The 16,000-nt window shown below is 70.9% G+C and carries 15 protein-coding genes; 8 read left to right on the forward strand and 7 right to left on the reverse strand.

Going from position 1 to position 16,000, the window contains the following annotated elements:
* Position 1: 1 nt before the first annotated feature.
* Entirely contained in the window at positions 2 to 643 is a 642-nt protein-coding gene (locus ACWEOE_RS23600) for an HAD family hydrolase (RefSeq protein WP_452012559.1), read from the reverse strand.
* A 384-nt stretch (positions 644 to 1,027) separates the two neighbouring features.
* Entirely contained in the window at positions 1,028 to 1,504 is a 477-nt protein-coding gene (locus ACWEOE_RS23605; protein ID WP_452012560.1) for a DIP1984 family protein, read from the reverse strand.
* 122 nt (positions 1,505 to 1,626) lie between these two features.
* On the opposite strand from ACWEOE_RS23605, the gene ACWEOE_RS23610 reads away from it, so the two are divergent.
* The 5 genes from ACWEOE_RS23610 to ACWEOE_RS23630 all read left to right on the forward strand — a co-directional run bounded on the left by ACWEOE_RS23610 (position 1,627) and on the right by ACWEOE_RS23630 (position 6,169).
* Positions 1,627 to 2,187: a TetR/AcrR family transcriptional regulator gene (locus ACWEOE_RS23610; RefSeq protein WP_452012562.1), complete on the forward strand. Its 561-nt coding sequence runs from the start codon at positions 1,627 to 1,629 to the stop codon at positions 2,185 to 2,187.
* Positions 2,188 to 2,248: 61 nt separating this feature from the next.
* Positions 2,249 to 2,908: a HEAT repeat domain-containing protein gene (locus ACWEOE_RS23615; protein ID WP_452012563.1), complete on the forward strand. Its 660-nt coding sequence runs from the start codon at positions 2,249 to 2,251 to the stop codon at positions 2,906 to 2,908.
* Entirely contained in the window at positions 2,895 to 3,890 is a 996-nt protein-coding gene (locus ACWEOE_RS23620) for a HEAT repeat domain-containing protein (RefSeq protein WP_452012565.1), read from the forward strand. The genes ACWEOE_RS23615 and ACWEOE_RS23620 overlap by 14 nt, the downstream gene beginning before the upstream one ends.
* Positions 3,891 to 3,946: 56 nt before the next feature.
* Entirely contained in the window at positions 3,947 to 5,143 is a 1,197-nt protein-coding gene (gene dinB, locus ACWEOE_RS23625; RefSeq protein WP_452012566.1) for a DNA polymerase IV, read from the forward strand.
* Positions 5,144 to 5,317: 174 nt separating this feature from the next.
* The gene (locus ACWEOE_RS23630) at positions 5,318 to 6,169 is read left to right on the forward strand and encodes a hypothetical protein (protein WP_452012567.1); all 852 of its coding nucleotides are present in this window, start codon (positions 5,318 to 5,320) and stop codon (positions 6,167 to 6,169) included.
* A gap of 222 nt (positions 6,170 to 6,391) precedes the next feature.
* Here ACWEOE_RS23630 and ACWEOE_RS23635 read toward each other — a convergent pair whose 3' ends face one another.
* From ACWEOE_RS23635 to ACWEOE_RS23650, 4 genes are all read right to left on the reverse strand, one after another.
* Positions 6,392 to 9,019: a PKD domain-containing protein gene (locus ACWEOE_RS23635; RefSeq protein ID WP_452012568.1), complete on the reverse strand. Its 2,628-nt coding sequence runs from the start codon at positions 9,017 to 9,019 to the stop codon at positions 6,392 to 6,394.
* 117 nt (positions 9,020 to 9,136) lie between these two features.
* Positions 9,137 to 10,348, reverse strand: coding sequence for a monodechloroaminopyrrolnitrin synthase PrnB family protein (locus ACWEOE_RS23640; RefSeq protein WP_452012569.1), 1,212 nt, complete (start codon positions 10,346 to 10,348; stop codon positions 9,137 to 9,139).
* Between the two features lie 22 nt (positions 10,349 to 10,370).
* Positions 10,371 to 10,772 (reverse strand): DUF742 domain-containing protein, encoded by a 402-nt coding sequence (locus tag ACWEOE_RS23645; protein ID WP_452012570.1) that lies wholly within the window; start codon positions 10,770 to 10,772, stop codon positions 10,371 to 10,373.
* Between the two features lie 174 nt (positions 10,773 to 10,946).
* Positions 10,947 to 12,347 (reverse strand): sugar porter family MFS transporter, encoded by a 1,401-nt coding sequence (locus ACWEOE_RS23650; RefSeq protein WP_452012571.1) that lies wholly within the window; start codon positions 12,345 to 12,347, stop codon positions 10,947 to 10,949.
* 357 nt (positions 12,348 to 12,704) lie between these two features.
* On the opposite strand from ACWEOE_RS23650, the gene ACWEOE_RS23655 reads away from it, so the two are divergent.
* The 3 genes from ACWEOE_RS23655 to ACWEOE_RS23665 all read left to right on the forward strand — a co-directional run bounded on the left by ACWEOE_RS23655 (position 12,705) and on the right by ACWEOE_RS23665 (position 15,180).
* Positions 12,705 to 13,004, forward strand: coding sequence for a hypothetical protein (locus ACWEOE_RS23655; protein WP_452012573.1), 300 nt, complete (start codon positions 12,705 to 12,707; stop codon positions 13,002 to 13,004).
* Positions 13,001 to 14,569: an alpha/beta hydrolase gene (locus ACWEOE_RS23660; RefSeq protein ID WP_452012575.1), complete on the forward strand. Its 1,569-nt coding sequence runs from the start codon at positions 13,001 to 13,003 to the stop codon at positions 14,567 to 14,569. The genes ACWEOE_RS23655 and ACWEOE_RS23660 overlap by 4 nt, the downstream gene beginning before the upstream one ends.
* Before the next feature lie 71 nt (positions 14,570 to 14,640).
* The gene (locus ACWEOE_RS23665) at positions 14,641 to 15,180 is read left to right on the forward strand and encodes a hypothetical protein (RefSeq protein ID WP_452012576.1); all 540 of its coding nucleotides are present in this window, start codon (positions 14,641 to 14,643) and stop codon (positions 15,178 to 15,180) included.
* A 1-nt stretch (position 15,181) separates the two neighbouring features.
* Here ACWEOE_RS23665 and ACWEOE_RS23670 read toward each other — a convergent pair whose 3' ends face one another.
* A complete protein-coding gene (locus tag ACWEOE_RS23670; RefSeq protein ID WP_452012577.1) occupies positions 15,182 to 15,949 on the reverse strand; it encodes an SDR family NAD(P)-dependent oxidoreductase in 768 nt (255 codons plus the stop codon).
* Positions 15,950 to 16,000 lie beyond the last annotated feature (51 nt).

A 16,000-nucleotide genomic window follows, 5' to 3' on the forward strand; every position in this document is an offset into this window, starting at 1 on the left:
CTCACTCCAGCAGCAGTTCGATGGCCCCGGCCGCGTCGGCGACGACGTGGTCCGGGGCTTTCCCTTCTCCGGCCCACGCGCGCCCGCGCTCGACCCACACCGTGTGCAGCCCGGCGGCCCGGCCGCCGGCGATGTCGGTCGCCGCGCCGTCGCCGACCATCCAGCCGTCGCGCAGCGGCGCTTCGCACCGGTCGGCGGCGATCTCGAACAGCCGCCGGTCCGGTTTGCCGACGCCCTCGTGACCGGAGATCGCCCACCCGTCCACGAGCCCGGCGACGCCGGTGCACACCAGGGTCGCGAGCTGCTGCTCGGCGTCGCCGTTGGTCACCACGCCGATGCGCCAGCCCGCGGCGCGCAGCCGCGGCAGGCCGGCCAGCACCCCCGGCGCGGCGGGAATCAGCGCCGGGTGCCGCCGCCGGTACGACTCGAGCAGCTCAGCGCCGCTCTCGCGCAGCCCGAACCGGTCGCGCACGGCTTGGAAGAACACGTCGCGCGGCGCGAGCCCGTCGTCGTCCGCGGACGTGAGCCAGCCCGCGTCGTCGGGGGTCAGGCGGTGTTCCGCGCAGAACTCCCAGCTCCAGCGCCGGAACCCCTCCGCCCGGTCGACGAGGGTGTTGTCGAGGTCGAACAGCACGAGCCGCACCGGACGACCCTATGCAGACACCGCGCGCCACCGCACGCCGATCACGCCCGAACGACCCGAGCGGCGCACACCGACCGGAGGGTCAGCGCGCGAGCAGCTCCAGCGAGACCTCCCACAACCTCGTCGAGGTCGACGCCGGCACCCCGACCCGCGGCGCTGCCCTGGCACGGAAAACCCCTTGCCCACCCTCACCTTCCCGGGGAACCAGCACGTGGTGATGAGGTGTGCCGCGTGCGCGGTCACCTGTGCGCGGTGCTGGGCTGCGTTGTCGAAGTGGGGAATCGAACCCCTGCGTTGCCCACCACGCACCACGAGCCGGATTGGCCGCCGGCCCTCGGCTTGTGCTCGCTTTCCCCGGGCGGTTACCTGCTTCCGTGCCGCTGGTCAGTGGAGGAGGTCGGCCTCCCAGTTGGTGCGCTGGATGTCCATGTCGAGGTGGCGCAGCTCGACGGCGACGCGGTCGGCCTGCTCACGCAGCTCGGCCACCGGGAGGGCGGCCAGCTGCCTCAGCTCGGATCGCAGCTGCCGCCCGACACCCTGCCCGCGCCCGGACGCGGCATCGGCCGCCCCGGTGAGCACGGAGTGGCGCAGGCGCAGCACGTCGCGGCGGGCGAGGGCGTCGGTGACGGTGCCGTCGCCGAGCGGGGTCTGCGCGTTCGTCCGGTTGATGCGCCGGATCAACGTCTCCAGTTCGGTGAGGACGGTCCCGGCCTCGGTGAGCAGCTCGGCCGCGTCCTCCGACGGCGGCTCGCCTTCCTGGTAGCGGGCGCTCGCGACGATCCGCGTGCGCAGCTGTTCGATCCGCTTCGCCGCGTCGGCACGCAGCGCCAGTGCCTCCGCGAGCTTCATCTCCTCGCTCATGCCGCGAGCCTAACGGCGATCAACTTCTGCACCCACTCCGGTCTGACGTGATTTTTGCCGCCAACCGGACATCTCTCCGGCGGAGAGTGTGCTTGAGTAGGCGCAACCGGAAGGGGTGAGAGGTGACCAGGCCATTGCGCGCGGACGCCCGGCGCAACCGCGACCTCCTGCTCGCGTCCGCGGTGAAGCTGTTCTCCGACAAGGGTCTCGACGCCACGCTCGAAGGCATCGCCAAGGACGCGGGCGTCGGCATCGGTACGCTCTACCGCCACTTCCCGACGCGCGAGGCCCTGATCGAGGCCGCCTACCGCAACGAGCTGGACCAGCTGTGCGACGCCGGTCCCGCGCTGCTGAAGGAACTGCCGGCGGACCAGGCGCTGCGCACGTGGATGGACCGGTTCGTGGACTACGTGACCACGAAGATCGGCATGTCCGACGCCCTGCGCGCCGTGATCGCCTCCGGTGGCGACCCGTACGCCCACAGCCGCGACCGGCTCGGCTCGACCATCGACCAGCTCGTCTCGCCGTTGATCACCTCGGGTGAGCTGCGCGGCGACGTCCCCGTGGACGACGTCCTCGTCAGCCTCAGCGGTATCGCGCTGGCGGCCGGCGCGCCGGAGCGGCGCGAGCAGGCCGGACGTTTGCTCGACCTGCTGGTGGACGGGTTGCGCTACCACGCCTGAACCCGGTACTTGACCTTGACACCGTGACAAGGCCTTCACTGGGTCGCAGGAGGTGGTCCGGATGAACCCGCCACACATCGCACTGGAAACCGGCAACTCGTCGCGGCGCCTGCAAGCGGCCCTGGCCGCCGGCACGGCCGCCGACCCGGGGCTCCTCGGCGCGCTGATCGAGCGCTGCGCGGTCGAGCCGGACTTCTTCGTGCGCGACATGCTCACCTGGGCCCTCACCCGGCTGCCGGCGGAGCTGACGGTGCCCCGGCTCGTCGAACAGCTGCGCTCCGAGCGCGCCCAGGCGCGCAGCCAGGCGTTGCACACGCTGTCGAAGATCGGGGACGGCAGCGGCTGGCCCGCGATCACGCGGACGCTGCTGCACGACGCCGACGACGAGGTCGCGCGCAGCGCGTGGCGGGCGGCCGTCGTGCTCGTGCCCGCCGCCGAACGGCCGGCGCTGGCCGCGGAGCTGGCGAGCCGGCTCGGGCGTGGTGACCGGGCTGTGAAGCTGAGCCTGAGCCGCGCGCTCGTCGCGCTCGGGGACGTCGCCGAACCCGTGCTGCGGCAAGGTCTGATCAGCGCCGACCCGCTGGTGCGCGCGCACGCCCGCGCCACCGAACGGCTGCTGCGTGACCCGGACGCGGCCTTCGACCCAGGCCTCGACGAGGCCAGGCGCATGGCCGCGCTCGGGCCGGAGCGGGCGGCGGAGGTGGCCGGTGCTGATCGGTGAAGTGGCGCGCCGCTCGGGGGTGAGTGCCCGGATGCTCCGGCACTACGACACCCTCGGGCTGGTGCGCCCCACCGGCCGGACGGTCGGCGGCTACCGCGAGTACGCCGAAGAGGACATCCGGCGGATCTTCCACGTGGAAAGCCTGCGGTCACTGGGTTTGTCGCTGCGGGAGATCGGGCGGGCGCTGGCGGACCCGGGTTTCACACCGTCCACTTTGGTCGGTGAGCTCATCGGTCGGACGGAAGATCGGCTGCGGCGCGAGCAGGAGCTGCTGGAGCGGTTGCGGCGGGTCGACGCGTCGGCCCCGCCGGGCTGGCAGGAGGTGCTGCGTCTGGTGGAGCTCTTGCACGGCCTCGACTCGCCCGACGCCGCCCGCAGGCAGCAAGCCGCGCTGGCCCCGGCCGAGGACGTGCCCGCGGAGGTACTGGTCGAGGCCGTGCTCGCCGAAGCCGACGAGAACGTGGCGGGTGCCCTGCGCTGGGCACTGGCCCGCGCGGGCGGCGACGGCCTGGCGAGCCTGACGGCGGGCCTGCGTTCCGACGATGCCGCCGTGCGCCGCCGCGCGGTCCGCGCCCTCGCCGGCCTGCCCGGCGACGACGCGATGGCCGCGCTGTCCGACGCCCTCTCGGACCCGGACCCGGCCGTGCACACCCGCGCCGCGCTCGCGCTGGGCTCCCGCGGCTCGACGTCGGCCGTGCCCGTGCTGATCGCGATGGTGGTCGACGGCCCGAACGACGTCGAGGCGGCGGAGGTGCTGAGCGCGCTTTCGGAGGACGCTGCGACCGCGGACCGGATCAAGGCCGCGCTGGCCGACGAGCTGGCGGCCCACACGGCGGACGCGGCCGTCCGGATCCGGCTCACGCAAGCGCTTGCGGAGCTGCCGGGGGCCGAGGATCTGCTGCGGCAGCTGACGTCCGACGACGATCCGGCCGTTGCGTTGGTCGCGTCCGCGCTGGCCGGAATGCGGGGGTCCGAGGGCTGATATTAGGCTGATCGGGTGAAAGAAGGCTAGGTTTTGTCGGTGTTCGATGCGAACATGTGTTCGTGTCGACTGAAGGGCCCATCCTCCACGCCGACCTCGACGCCTTCTACGCGTCGGTCGAGCAGCGCGACGATCCGCGGCTGCGCGGCCGGCCCGTGATCGTCGGGGGCGGGGTGGTGCTGGCGGCGAGTTACGAGGCGAAGGCGCTGGGCGTGCGCACGGCCATGGGCGGTGCGCAGGCCCTGCGGCTGTGCCCGCACGCGGTGGTGGTGCCGCCGCGGATGGCGGCCTACAGCGCGGCCAGCAAGGCCGTGTTCGAGGTCTTCCGGGACACCACGCCGGTGGTGGAGGGGCTGTCGATCGACGAGGCGTTCCTCGACGTGGGCGGGCTGCGGCGGATCAGGGGCACGCCGTCGGAGATCGCGCGGCGGTTGAAGGCCGACGTGCTGGAGCAGGTCGGGCTGCCGATCACAGTGGGGGTGGCGCGCACGAAGTTCCTCGCGAAGGTGGCCAGCGCGGTGGCGAAGCCCGACGGGCTGCTGGTCGTGCCACCCGACGGTGAGCTGGCGTTCCTGCACCCGCTGCCGGTGGAGCGGCTGTGGGGCGTGGGGAAGGTGACGTCGGAAAAGCTGCGGTCGCGGGGGATCCGCACCGTCCGGCAGGTCGCCGAGCTGCCGGAGGTGGACCTGGTGTCGATGCTCGGGCGCGGCGCCGGGCACCACCTGCACGCGTTGTCCCACGGTCTCGATCCGCGTCCGGTGCAGGTGGGCCGGAGGCGGCGGTCCATGGGCTCGCAGCGGGCGCTCGGGCGCCGGCGGCGGTCGATGGCGGAGCTCGACGAGCTGCTGGTGTCCATTGTGGACCGGTTGGCGCGGCGGCTGCGGTCGGCGTCGCGGCTGACCCGCACGGTGGTGCTGCGCATGCGGTTCGCCGATTTCACGCGGGCCACGCGGTCGCGCACATTGGTCGAGGCCACCGACCACACCGCGACGCTGCTGGCCGCCGCGCGGGAGTTGTTGGTGCAGGCCCAATCGCTGGTCTACGACCGAGGGCTCACGCTGCTCGGGATCTCGTTCTCGAACCTCACGCCCCACGGGTCGGTGCAGCTGGTGCTGCCCTTCGAGGTGGAGGACGGGGTGGTTCTCGACTCGGCCGTCGACGGGATCCGCGACCGGTTCGGGAGCGAGGCGATCACCCGCGGGTCGCTGCTCGGGCACGACCCCGGGATGGCGGTGCCGCTGCTGCCGGACTGATCTCCACGGGGTGCCGAGGGCATCCGGTGAAGAACTCACTGTCGATCAGGTCGGTGCCAGGGAAATGCCCGTGTAACGAACGAAGGGCTTCCGGCGACGGAGGGGCAGCTACGTTTTCCCGAGTCTTCCCGAAAATGCCAGAGCGGTACCCCTCGGACGAAACAGTGAGAAAGCATGGACAAGCAAAGACGCCGGCGTGGTATCACCATTCTCTCGGTGGTGGCGGCTTCCGCCGGGATGCTGTTCGTGGCGCCCGGCGCTGCGCTCGCGGCCCCGCCCAGCAGCGCGATCGACGTGAGCCCCACGAGCGTGCAGCGCGGTGAGACCTTCACGGTCACCGAGACCCTGTACAACCCGGAGGACTTCACCGTCACCGGTGCGAAGGCCGCGCTGTACGGCAAGGAAACGCCGATCACCGACGTCGCCGACGTGGTCTCCTGCAACGTCGCGTGCGGCGTGCTCGGCAGCAGCCTGCGCGCGGGCGTCGGCGACCTCGCCCCGGGCGCGAGCGCCGAGGTCACCTTCACGCTCAAGGTGAAGGACACCGCCCCGACCGGCTCGGTCACCCTGCAGGACCAGTTCGTCGGCGACAACTTCTCCTTCGAAACCCTCGACGGCCCGGCCATCACCGTCACGCCGGCCACCGACTCCGCCGACGTCGGCGTCTCGCTGGCCGCCTCCACGGGCCTGCTGAGCTCGGAGATCACCTACACGCTCACCGCGAAGAACTCCGGCCCCGCCGCGGCCACCGGCGTCAAGCTCCAGGCGACGCTGGCCAACGGCCTGCAGTTCTCGAAGTCGTCCTCCTGCACGGCTTCCGGGCGCACCGTCACCTGCAACGTCGCGTCCGTGCCCTCGGGCTCCTCGGCCAAGGCGACCTTCACCGCCCGCGCCGGACTCCTGAGCCTCGGCACGATCACCACCACGGCCCAGCGGCAGGCCAGCTCCCCGACCGACCCGAACGCGGCCAACGACAAGGCGTCGCGTTCCTGCACCGCCATCAGCAGCCTGCTCATCAGCTGCTGACCCTCGGCTCCCGGCAAACCGGCCCGGCACCCCGCTCCCCGGGGTGCCGGGCCGGTTTGTGTTTCGATTCGACCGAAGAGTTCGGTGGACTTTTTCCGTACTCACCCGATCGGGGGGACAAGACATTTTCCTCACGTCCTGTCCACCCCGACCGGATAACAATTCATTGTTTTTTCGTCACACTCGAATGGTGGAAAGGCCGCGCGGTCGGAGCGACGGCCGTCATAAGCCCATCCGGCATCCCGACACCACGATCTCCTGCCCCAGCAACGTCACCACCCGCACCGCGTACTGGGCGAGCTGCCCGTTCGGCCCGGTGACCGTCTCGTTGAGGTGCACCGTCGCCACTCCGGGGATGCCGATGGTGGCCGGCCCGGTGCCGATCGGCTGGCCGTTGAGCGTGCCGACCCGCGACGAGCCGTGCAAGCCGGTCTCGTCGGCGACGCAGGACGTCTGGATGTCCTGCAGTGAGATCACGCCACCCAGGAGCGTTGCGCCCGAGACGAGCGCGCCGGCGTCGGTGTGGCCGGTGGACGCGTCGAGGGTGCAGTCGGCGTGCAGGGCCTGGACCGAAGCCAGCCCCAGCACGTTCACCGACGCCGTGGTGCGGTCGCTGTTCGGCGGGCAGCCGGCGAGCGGCGTCTTGCTGACGTTGATCAGGCCGCTCGCGCTCAGCGACCACGCCTCGGCGCGCACGTACGACACGATCTTCACCACGGCCGTCGCCGCGCCGCCGTCGTCGTCGGTCACGGTGACGAGCACGTTGTGCGCGCCGACGCCGGTGTAGGTGTGCGAAGCGGTACACGTGCCGGTGCCGGGCGTCTCGGACACCGCGCCCGTCGCGACGGGGGAGCCGTCACCGAAGTCGAGCGTGCACGTGTGCGTGTCGTGCTTGCCGATGTCGGTGAACGGCGCGGTGACGCCGATGGACGTGCCGCGCACCACGAGCTGCCCGTCGGGCGGCGACGAGATGCTCACGTGCGGCGCGACGTTCGTCAGCGTCAGCGTGGTCGTCTTCAGCACGGCTGGGTGCAGGCTGTCGCCGGCCGAGAGCGTGAGCGTCCACACGCCGTCGTCGTCACAGGTCACCGTGGTGGACAGCGCGGCGGGATCGGTGAAGGCACAGGAAGTCCCACTGTCCACACCGGACTGCGGGGTCAGGCTCCAGTGCGTGGCCAGCGACGGGCCGTCCGGGTCGGACACCGAACCCGCCAACGAAACCGCCGTGCCCTCCTGGCCCGCGTACGGGCCGCCGACCGTGACCACCGGCGGATCGTTCACGATGATCCGCACGATCGCGGTCGCCGCGCCGCCGTCGTCGTCGGTCACGCGCACCAGCACGTTGTACGTGCCCGAAACCGTGTACGCGTGCGAAGCGGCACAGTCGCCCGCGCCCGCAGATTCCGTGATCGTGCCCGTGACGAGCGGTGAACCGTCGGCGTAGTCCACGGTGCACGTGTGCGTGTCGTGGCGGCCGACGTCGGAGAACGGCGCGAGCACGTCCACCGCGGCACCGTGGTTGAACACCTTGTCGGTGGCAGGCACCGAGATCTGCACGGTCGGCGCCACGTTCGTCAGGGTCAGCGTGGCCGAGCGGGACACCGGCGGGTTGACACCGTCGTCGGCGGTCAGGGTGACCGTGTACGTGCCGTCGTCGTCACAGACCACCGAGGTGCTCAGCGCCGAGGGGTTGTCGAACGAGCACGACGTGCCCGGGTCGACCCCCGCACCCGGCGTGATGCTCCAGTGTCGGGTACCGGCGGGGCCGTCGGGGTCCGTGACCGTGCCGGCGAGCGACACGGTCGAGCCTTCCTGACCCGCGTACGGACCACCGGCCGTCACCACCGGCGGCGCGTTCACGATCACGTGCGTGCAGTCGGCGACGGCGCCCGGGCCGCCGCCGTCGGTGCCGTGCGCGGTCACGCACAGCTCGTGGCGTCCGGGCGCGAGGTTGCCCGTGGCCACGGAGTAGGTGATGGACGCCGGGCCCGTGCGCGGCAGCCCGGGGTTCACGTTGGTCACCGGCGTCGCGCCGCCGCCGTCGACCGACAGCGTCAGCGAGCTCAGCTGCGAGTCGATCACGCCCGGCAGCACGTTGGGCAGGTTCGCCGGGTCGGGCACCGCGGTGCAGGTGCCGCCCGTGAGGTCGGCGATGGCCTGCAGGCTCGACTGGTACTCGATCCCGGCGCAGCTCGCGCCGCCGCCGACGGCGAACGTGTAGTACGTGACGTTCGCGGGCACCGTGCTCAGCGGCGGGTGCACGTCGCCGATCGCCGCGCCGTCGGAGAGGAACACCACGATCTTGCGGTTCTCGGTCTGCGCGTTGGTCACGGTCTTGGCCGCGTTGATGCCCGCGACGTAGTTCGTGCCGCTGGGGAAGCTTTTCGAGGTGAACTTGCCGATTCCGCCGATCACGGCGGAGTCGAGCACCTCGTCGATGTCGCGGGCGCCGTTGCCGTTGGCGTCGGCGGTCGGGGTGGTCAGCGTCTGCTCGCCGGCGGCCGGGCCCACGTCGGCCGTGGCGCTGTCGGAGCCGAACACGGCCGCGCCGACACTGCCGATCACGGTGTTCGGCGCCGCCGCGTCGTTGTTGAGCGCCTTGGCCGCCGCGATCTCGCAGCCCAGCACGGTGGTGTTCGAGCAGCCGGATCCGGTGCTGCCGGACACGTCGAGCACGTAGGTGAGCCCGGTGTCCTTCACGGCCGCGCCGGTGCCCACCGACGCGGTGCCGGTCACGGTTGCGGATCCCTGGGGGATCACGGTGTTCTCGGCCGGGGAGGCCACGGTCACGGCGATGCTCGTGCCGCCGGGCAGGTTCCCGGTCACGGCTTGAGCCGGTATCGCACTCATGACAAGAGCCACCACGGCCAGCGGCACGGCGCCGGCCCACAGTCTCGGTCTCAAGGCTTCACTTCCCTTTCGTCGATCGGGATCAACGGTGGGAAAGTCGTCGCCGCGGCCGCCGAGTTACTCGGCCGATACGGTGAGTGACGCAGGGTGGCCGTCACCGGGAGCGGCGGAAACCCATTCCCGGAGTCGGTCGAGGTCGTTTCGCGCCGACGGTTTTCCGGGCCGGTCGCGGGCCGCCCGCAGATCCGCGAGGTGCGCGAGACCGGAAACGACGACCTCGAGCGGTGGGCCGCTCGCCGTGAGCTCCGAAAGCCGTTCGGGCGGCGCCTTTTTCGCGGGTTCGACGAGGAACGGCAGCACGAGTTTGTGGTGATGGTAGGTATACGCGGCGCCGTGCGCCCGGCAGACGGCGAGGAACAGTTCCGCATTGCGCCGGAGCTGTTCGTTCGGCGAATCGGCAGCTTCTCGCAGGAATTGCCCGAGCAACGGCTCCGCGTCCCCGATCGCGCGCAGTCGCACCTGGTCCGCGGGCGTGACATACGGGTACTTCTCGGTCACCACGTTCTGGTAGAACGGATCGCGCGTGCTCGCCAGTCCCAGCAGGACGTCGAGCTCGTTGATCGCGGAGAAGTCACCCGCGTTCGCGCCGCGGTAGTCGGCATTGCCCACGCGATGGGTCTTGAAGTACGGCCGGACGTTGAAGAAGAACCGCTCGACGTCCAAAGTCTTCGAGAGCACCTGGTTGAACTGCAGAACGTCTTCCAGAGCTGCGCGTGCCGTTTCCAGCAAATACGCCGAAAGCGGGCTCGACACACCGATCGGCACGATCTGCCGGATCGCCTCGGCCGCGCGCTGGTAAGCGAACACGGCCAGCCCGTTGTTGGTCAGGAAAATCGCTTCGTCTTCGAGTGCGGTGAACGTCCGGAACCGCCCGCCACCGGCAGGGTTGTACATTGCCTGGTGCGCGAAAACGAACCGCGGCGCCACGCCGAGCGAGGACCCGAGCAACGTTGCCAGCGACCAGGCGGCCGAGAGCTCCTCGGCACCCGGCGCAACCGATTCGTGCCTCCGGCAGGCGGCGAGGTGATAGCCCACCAGGCCCAGCAGTTGGTACTTCTCCCGCTCTACCACGGGTAGCGCGCCCTCGGCCAGAATGCGGCCGATCAGGTGGTGGCCTTCGGCGACCAGGGCCCGGTTGAGCTCGTCGAGTTCGGGACGGCCGCCGAGGACCTCCCGCCGCTCGGCGAAGTACGCTTCTTCCAGCGCGGTGTTGTACTCGACGAACTCGTTTCTGATCCAGCGGTCGAACCGCGCCACGGCAGTCGTCATCGCGCCGAGGATATCCGCGCCGCTACAGCCGGTCGAGCCCGCCGAGCATGCGGTCGAGGACCTCCGTACGGGCCTGCGTGTCGTACGCGCCGACCGGCGGGTGTGCGTACAGCAGCTCTTCGGCCAGCAGTTCCTCCACCAGCTCGCGCGCGGTGCCGATCGAGAGGTTGAGGTACGCCGACAGCTCGGCGACCGACACGGTGGACACGCACAGCTCGCACGCGCTGCCGTACGGCTCGCGCAGCATGCGGCTGAGCCGCCGGCCCTGCTCGGTGGTCGAGACCAGCGTCTCGAGGGCGAGCTCGTGGCTGACGCGCGCGGTCGCGTGGGCGCGGGCGTACGGCCGCACGAGCAGGCCGTCTTCGGGGAGTTCGGCGGGGTCGGACACGCGGTGCCGGCCCGGTGTCCCGTCCGGCTCGCTCATGTCGCCACCTCCTCGTGCTCTGGTGGCAGTACAGCACCGTGATCACCGCCGTGCCAACTCCGCGCGGCAAATTCTGTCCGAAGTGGACCCGAAGAGCGCCTGAAGGAACCCTGAAACCGACGCCGGCCGGTGCGCGCCCGCAACGGCACGCCCCGGCCGGCCGGGATGAAGGGATCAGGCCGCTTCGGCCGGTGCGCTCGCCTTGTGGCGGCCGCGCAGATCGAGCTCGATCTGCTCGAGCGTGCGGCCCTTGGTCTCGGGGACCAGCCACTTGGTGAGGCCGAAGAGCACCACGTTGATACCCGCGAACAGGAACATCGAACCGCCGAGCCCCAGCGCACCCGGATCGGAGATGATCGGGAAGATCGCGCTGATGATGCCGGTCGCGGCCCACAACACCACGCTGCTGATGCCCATGCCCGCGGCGCGGACCTTGAGCGGGAACACCTCGGCCATCATGACCCACACGACCGCGCCCCAGCCGAGCTCGTAGCCCACCAGGTAGAGCACCATCGCGACGAGCATCAGGATGCCCTTGGTGGTCACGTCGTCCACCTCGATCACGATGAACCCGGCCGCGACGAGCGTGATCACCATGAGCACGTTGCCGATCAGCAGCAGCGGCTTGCGGCCCCAGCGGTCCACGACGAACACCACCCACGCGGTGAACAGGAACTTCGTGACACCCAGCAGCACGCCGGACAGCAGCGCCGCTTGCGTGGCGAAGCCGAGGCCGATCAGCATCGTCGGGAAGTACGCGTTGACCGCGTTGACGCCGCTGAACTGCTGGCCCACGGCGAGCAGCAGGGCGACGATCAGCATCGGGCGCACCATCGGGGCCCACAGGTCACGAAAGCGCGTCCTGGCCGACTCCGTGTCGAGGCGGATGACCTCGCGGATGGTGCCGATCTCCTCGTCGATGTTCACGTTGTTGCCGTGAGAGCTGCGCAGCACCGATCGCGCCTGCTCCTCGTGGCCGTTGGCGACGAGCCACCGCGGCGTCTCGGGCAGGAAGATCAAGCCCACGAGCAGAATCACGGCCGGAACGATGGCGCCCGCGAACATCAGCCGCCAGTTGGCCGACGGGCCGAGGCCGTAGCTCACGAGGAACGCGATCAGGATGCCGAGCACGATGAAGATCTGGTTGAGCGCGCCCATGGCACCGCGCAGGCGCGCCGGCGCCAGCTCGGACAGGTAGGTCGGCACGGTGGACGAGGAAAGCCCGATGCCGACACCGATCACGAGCCGCGAGATGATCAGCAACGCGAAGTTCGGCGACGCGCTCGCCGCGATCGTGCCGATGATGACGATGACCGCGGCGACCATGATCGTGCGGCGCCGGCCCAGTTTCTCGTTCATCCGCGAGGAGAACAGGGCTCCGATGATCGCGCCGACCGACAGGCTGGCGGTGATCACGCCCTTGTCCCACCCGGTCAGGCTCCAGGTCTTGCCGATGAACGGCAGCACACCGGAGATGACACCGAGGTCGTAACCGAAGAGGATGCCGCCGAGGGCACCGAAGAAGTACAACGTGGTCCTGTTGATGGGCCGCCGCGCCGCGGCAGTTTGTGTCATAACCGAGCCGTCTCTTTCCGGTGCTGGCCGGCCGGTCCGGCTCGCCGGTGGGGACCAGCGCCGTTCGGCCGAGCATGGTGGTCTCGAATAGCCGGTTTTTTCCTGGCTGGGCGCCGGACGCGTTCCGACGAACTTCGCCGTACACAGTCACACGCGGCCCATCGGTGGGCAATACACCGGCTGATAACTATTCAGTCACGTGACTGGCGTTCACATATGTGGACAAGATAAGGGCAAGAGTGCCCAGGTCAGGAGCAGTGGTACAGACAATCCGGATTTCCGGTGTCGTCTCGGAACCGCGCGGTAGGGCCGATCGTCGTACGGTGACTTCTGGCCGCGGGGTGAGCGAGGTTGCGCATGGGTGCGGGGTTCGAAGTCGTTCCGGCGACGGTGGCGGAGGCGGCCGGGCACGCCCACCGCGCGGCCGCGACCGTGCGCCCGGTCGACCTGGCCGGCTCGATCGCCGGGGTCGCGACCGGGATGCCGGGCGGCACGAGTGTCGGGGCGGCGGCGCAGCTGGGCGACGCCTGGCACACGGCCGTCCCGCAGTGGGCGACCGACACCGACGCTTACGGCACACAGCTCGACGACGCCGCGCGCGCTTACCACGGCACGGAACAGCAAGCCACCGGCGACGTGACCGAGGCCGGCCGATGATCACGTGGGGTGAGGTGCGGAGCTGGAACCCCGCGGCCGTCGGCGCGGTGGCCGACACCGTGAGCCGGCGCGTCGAGCAACTGCTCGCGGCCGACGGTGACGTCGAGGGCATGACCCGCCTCGACGGCTGGACCGGCGACGCCGCGACGGCCGCGCGAGCCCGCGGCACCGCGTTGACCACGCGCCTCGAACAGCTCGTGGCCGAGGCTTCGGCCGTGCGGCGCGCCGCGCACGAGACGCAGGTGGCCGTGGAACGCATCGTGGCCGACGTCCGCGACACCGACGAAGTGGCTGCCCACAACGGATTCACCATCGACGACGGCGGCTGGATCACCGCCGTCCCCGGGCCGGGTGTGGTGCCGAACGAGAGCGTGCGCGTGGAGCTGTCCGACCGCGTCGAGCAGATCCTCAGGCAGGCCACGGATGTCGACGCCGATTTCGCGGCCGTGCTCACGCGCGCCGCGCGCGGCGAGATCACCGACCGAGGCGTCACCACACTCGCCCAGGCGGCCGACGCCGGCGCCGCGCAGAGCGGCCTGTCGACCATCGGCCCGCCGCAGGGTGGCACACCCGGCGACAACCGCGCGTGGTGGGACAGCCTCTCGACCACGGCGCAGGGCACGATCCTGCGCGACAACCCGGATCTGGTGCGCAATCTCGACGGCGTGCCGGTGAAGGATCGCGACGCCGCGAACCGCGTTGTCCTGCAACGGGAGATGGCCCGGCTGCGCAACGACCCGAGCGACGACGCGAAAACCAAACTGCGGGGGCTCACCGACATCAGTGACCGGCTCGGTGAGACCGGGCCCGGCAAACCGCAGGCGTACTTGATGCAGCTCGACACCAGCGGTGACGGCAAAGCCGTGGTCGCGGCCGGAAACCCCGACACGGCAACGGATGTGGCCACCTACGTGCCCGGCACCGGCAGTGAGCTCGGCAAGATCGGCGGTGACCTCGTGCGCTCGGACAAGATGTGGCAGTCGGCGACGATGGCGGGCTCGCCCTCGCCGTCGGTGATCGCCTGGGTCGGCTACGACGCGCCCGACGAACTGTGGGACGCGGCCGGCGCGAGTTACGCGGACAACGGCAAAGCCGACCTCTCGAAGTTCGAGGACGGTCTGCGCGCCTCCCACGAAGGCGCGCCGTCGCACAACACCGTGCTCGGGCACAGCTACGGCACCACTGTCGTCGGCCACGCCGCGCGCGACGGCGGCCTCGACGCCGACGAGCTCGTGTTCGTCGCGAGCCCGGGCGTCGGCGTCGACCACGCGAACCAGCTGCACCTCGACGGCGTGCCGCAGGACCAGGTGGCGCAGCACGTGCACTCGACCGTCGCCGAGCACGACCTGATCAAGATCACCAACGTGGGCGTCGCCGGGCACGACCCGCTGGGGCCGGACCCGGCGGCGTCCGGCTTCGGCGGTCAGGTCTTCGACTCCGCGCCCGGCACCGCCGGCCCGTGGTACGAGGGCGGGCTTTCCCCCGCGGCGCACAGCCAGTACTGGGAGGACAACAATCCTTCGCTGCGCAGCTTCGGCCGCATCATCGCGGGGAAGCCGGGGTGAGTGCCCGCCGCGCGCTCGCCGCGCTGACCGTCCTGCTGACCTGTGTCGCCTGCTCCCCCGGAGGTGGGGCCATGGAAACCACGATGACCGAGCAACAAGCCCACGACCGGGCCGAGGACTACGTGCGCGCGGCATTCAAGGCGTTGCCGGCCACGGCGTCGCGCACCTTGTTCTCGCAGAACCGGTCCGAGTGCACGGACCCGACCGACGGCGGCCCGCCCGGGCGCTTCGAGATCTCCGTGACCTACGAGGTCACCGGACTGGCGGTGGCCTCGTTCGGTGAGCACTTCGACGCCGTGGTCGCGTGGTGGCGTTCGCACGGGTTCACCGTGGTCGCCGACAAGCGGCCGGGGGACCAGTACGTGTTCGTGCGCAACGGTTCCGACAGCTTCGACATGTCGATCCAGGCCAACGAACTGGGCAAGCTCTACCTCGGTGCGACCTCGCCGTGTGTGTGGCCGAACGGGCAGCCGGAGGCGGCGGCCTCGGAGCAGGTCCCGCCCGTGGTGGCCGAGTCGTTGCCGAAACCGAAGCCACGTCCTCGTCGTGCGGCGGTGGACGACGAGGACTTCGGCGACACGAACTGGTCGGACGGCGGCACGGCGTTCTGAGCTACGCGGACCGCACCGCGGAGTAACCGCCGTCGACGCTGAGCGTGGCGCCGTGGATGTTCAGCGCTTCGTCGCTCGCGAGGAACAGCACGGCGCGGGCGATCTCCTCGGGCTCGCTCGCGCGCCGGGACGGGACGGTCGCCAGCATCGGAGCCAGGTACTCGCGCGTGGCGGGGGCACCGATGCGTTCGGTGAGCGTGGGCCCGGGGGCGACCGTGTTCACCCGCACGCCCGAGGGTCCGTACTCGGCGGCCCACGACTTGGTCAGCGAGTGCACCGCGGCCTTGGTGGTGCTGTAGAGCGCGGAGCCGGCCATGCCGTCGAGGCCGTTGATCGAGCCGAGGTTCACGATCGCGCCGCTGCCCCGGGCGGCCATGCCGGGTGCGAGCAGGCCCGTGAGCAGCATCGGGGCCTTGATGTTCACGGCGAGCGCGGCGTCGACCGTCTCCTCGCGCAGGTCCGCGGTGGGCTCGGGGAAGACGAGCAGGGCGGCGTTGTTCACGAGGATGTCGAGCGCGCCGCCGGCGGCCTGCTCGGCGGCTTCGGCGAGCTCGCGCACGGCGGCGCCGGTGGTCAGGTCGGCCCGCAGGAAGGTGGCTCGGCCCCCTGTTTCGGCGATGCCCGCGGCCACCTTCTCGCCGCGTTCGGCGTCGCGACCGCTCACCAGCACGTGAGCGCCCTCGGCGGCGAGCGCGCGGGCGATCGCGACGCCGATCCCGCCCGTCGAACCGGTGACGAGCGCGGTGCGGCCTTCGAGTCGTGAGGTCACGGTGGGTTTCCCTTCTGGAATGGACTGGCGGGTTCAACCGTGCCCGGCTTA

The organism is Amycolatopsis sp. NPDC004368 (assembly GCF_053602515.1).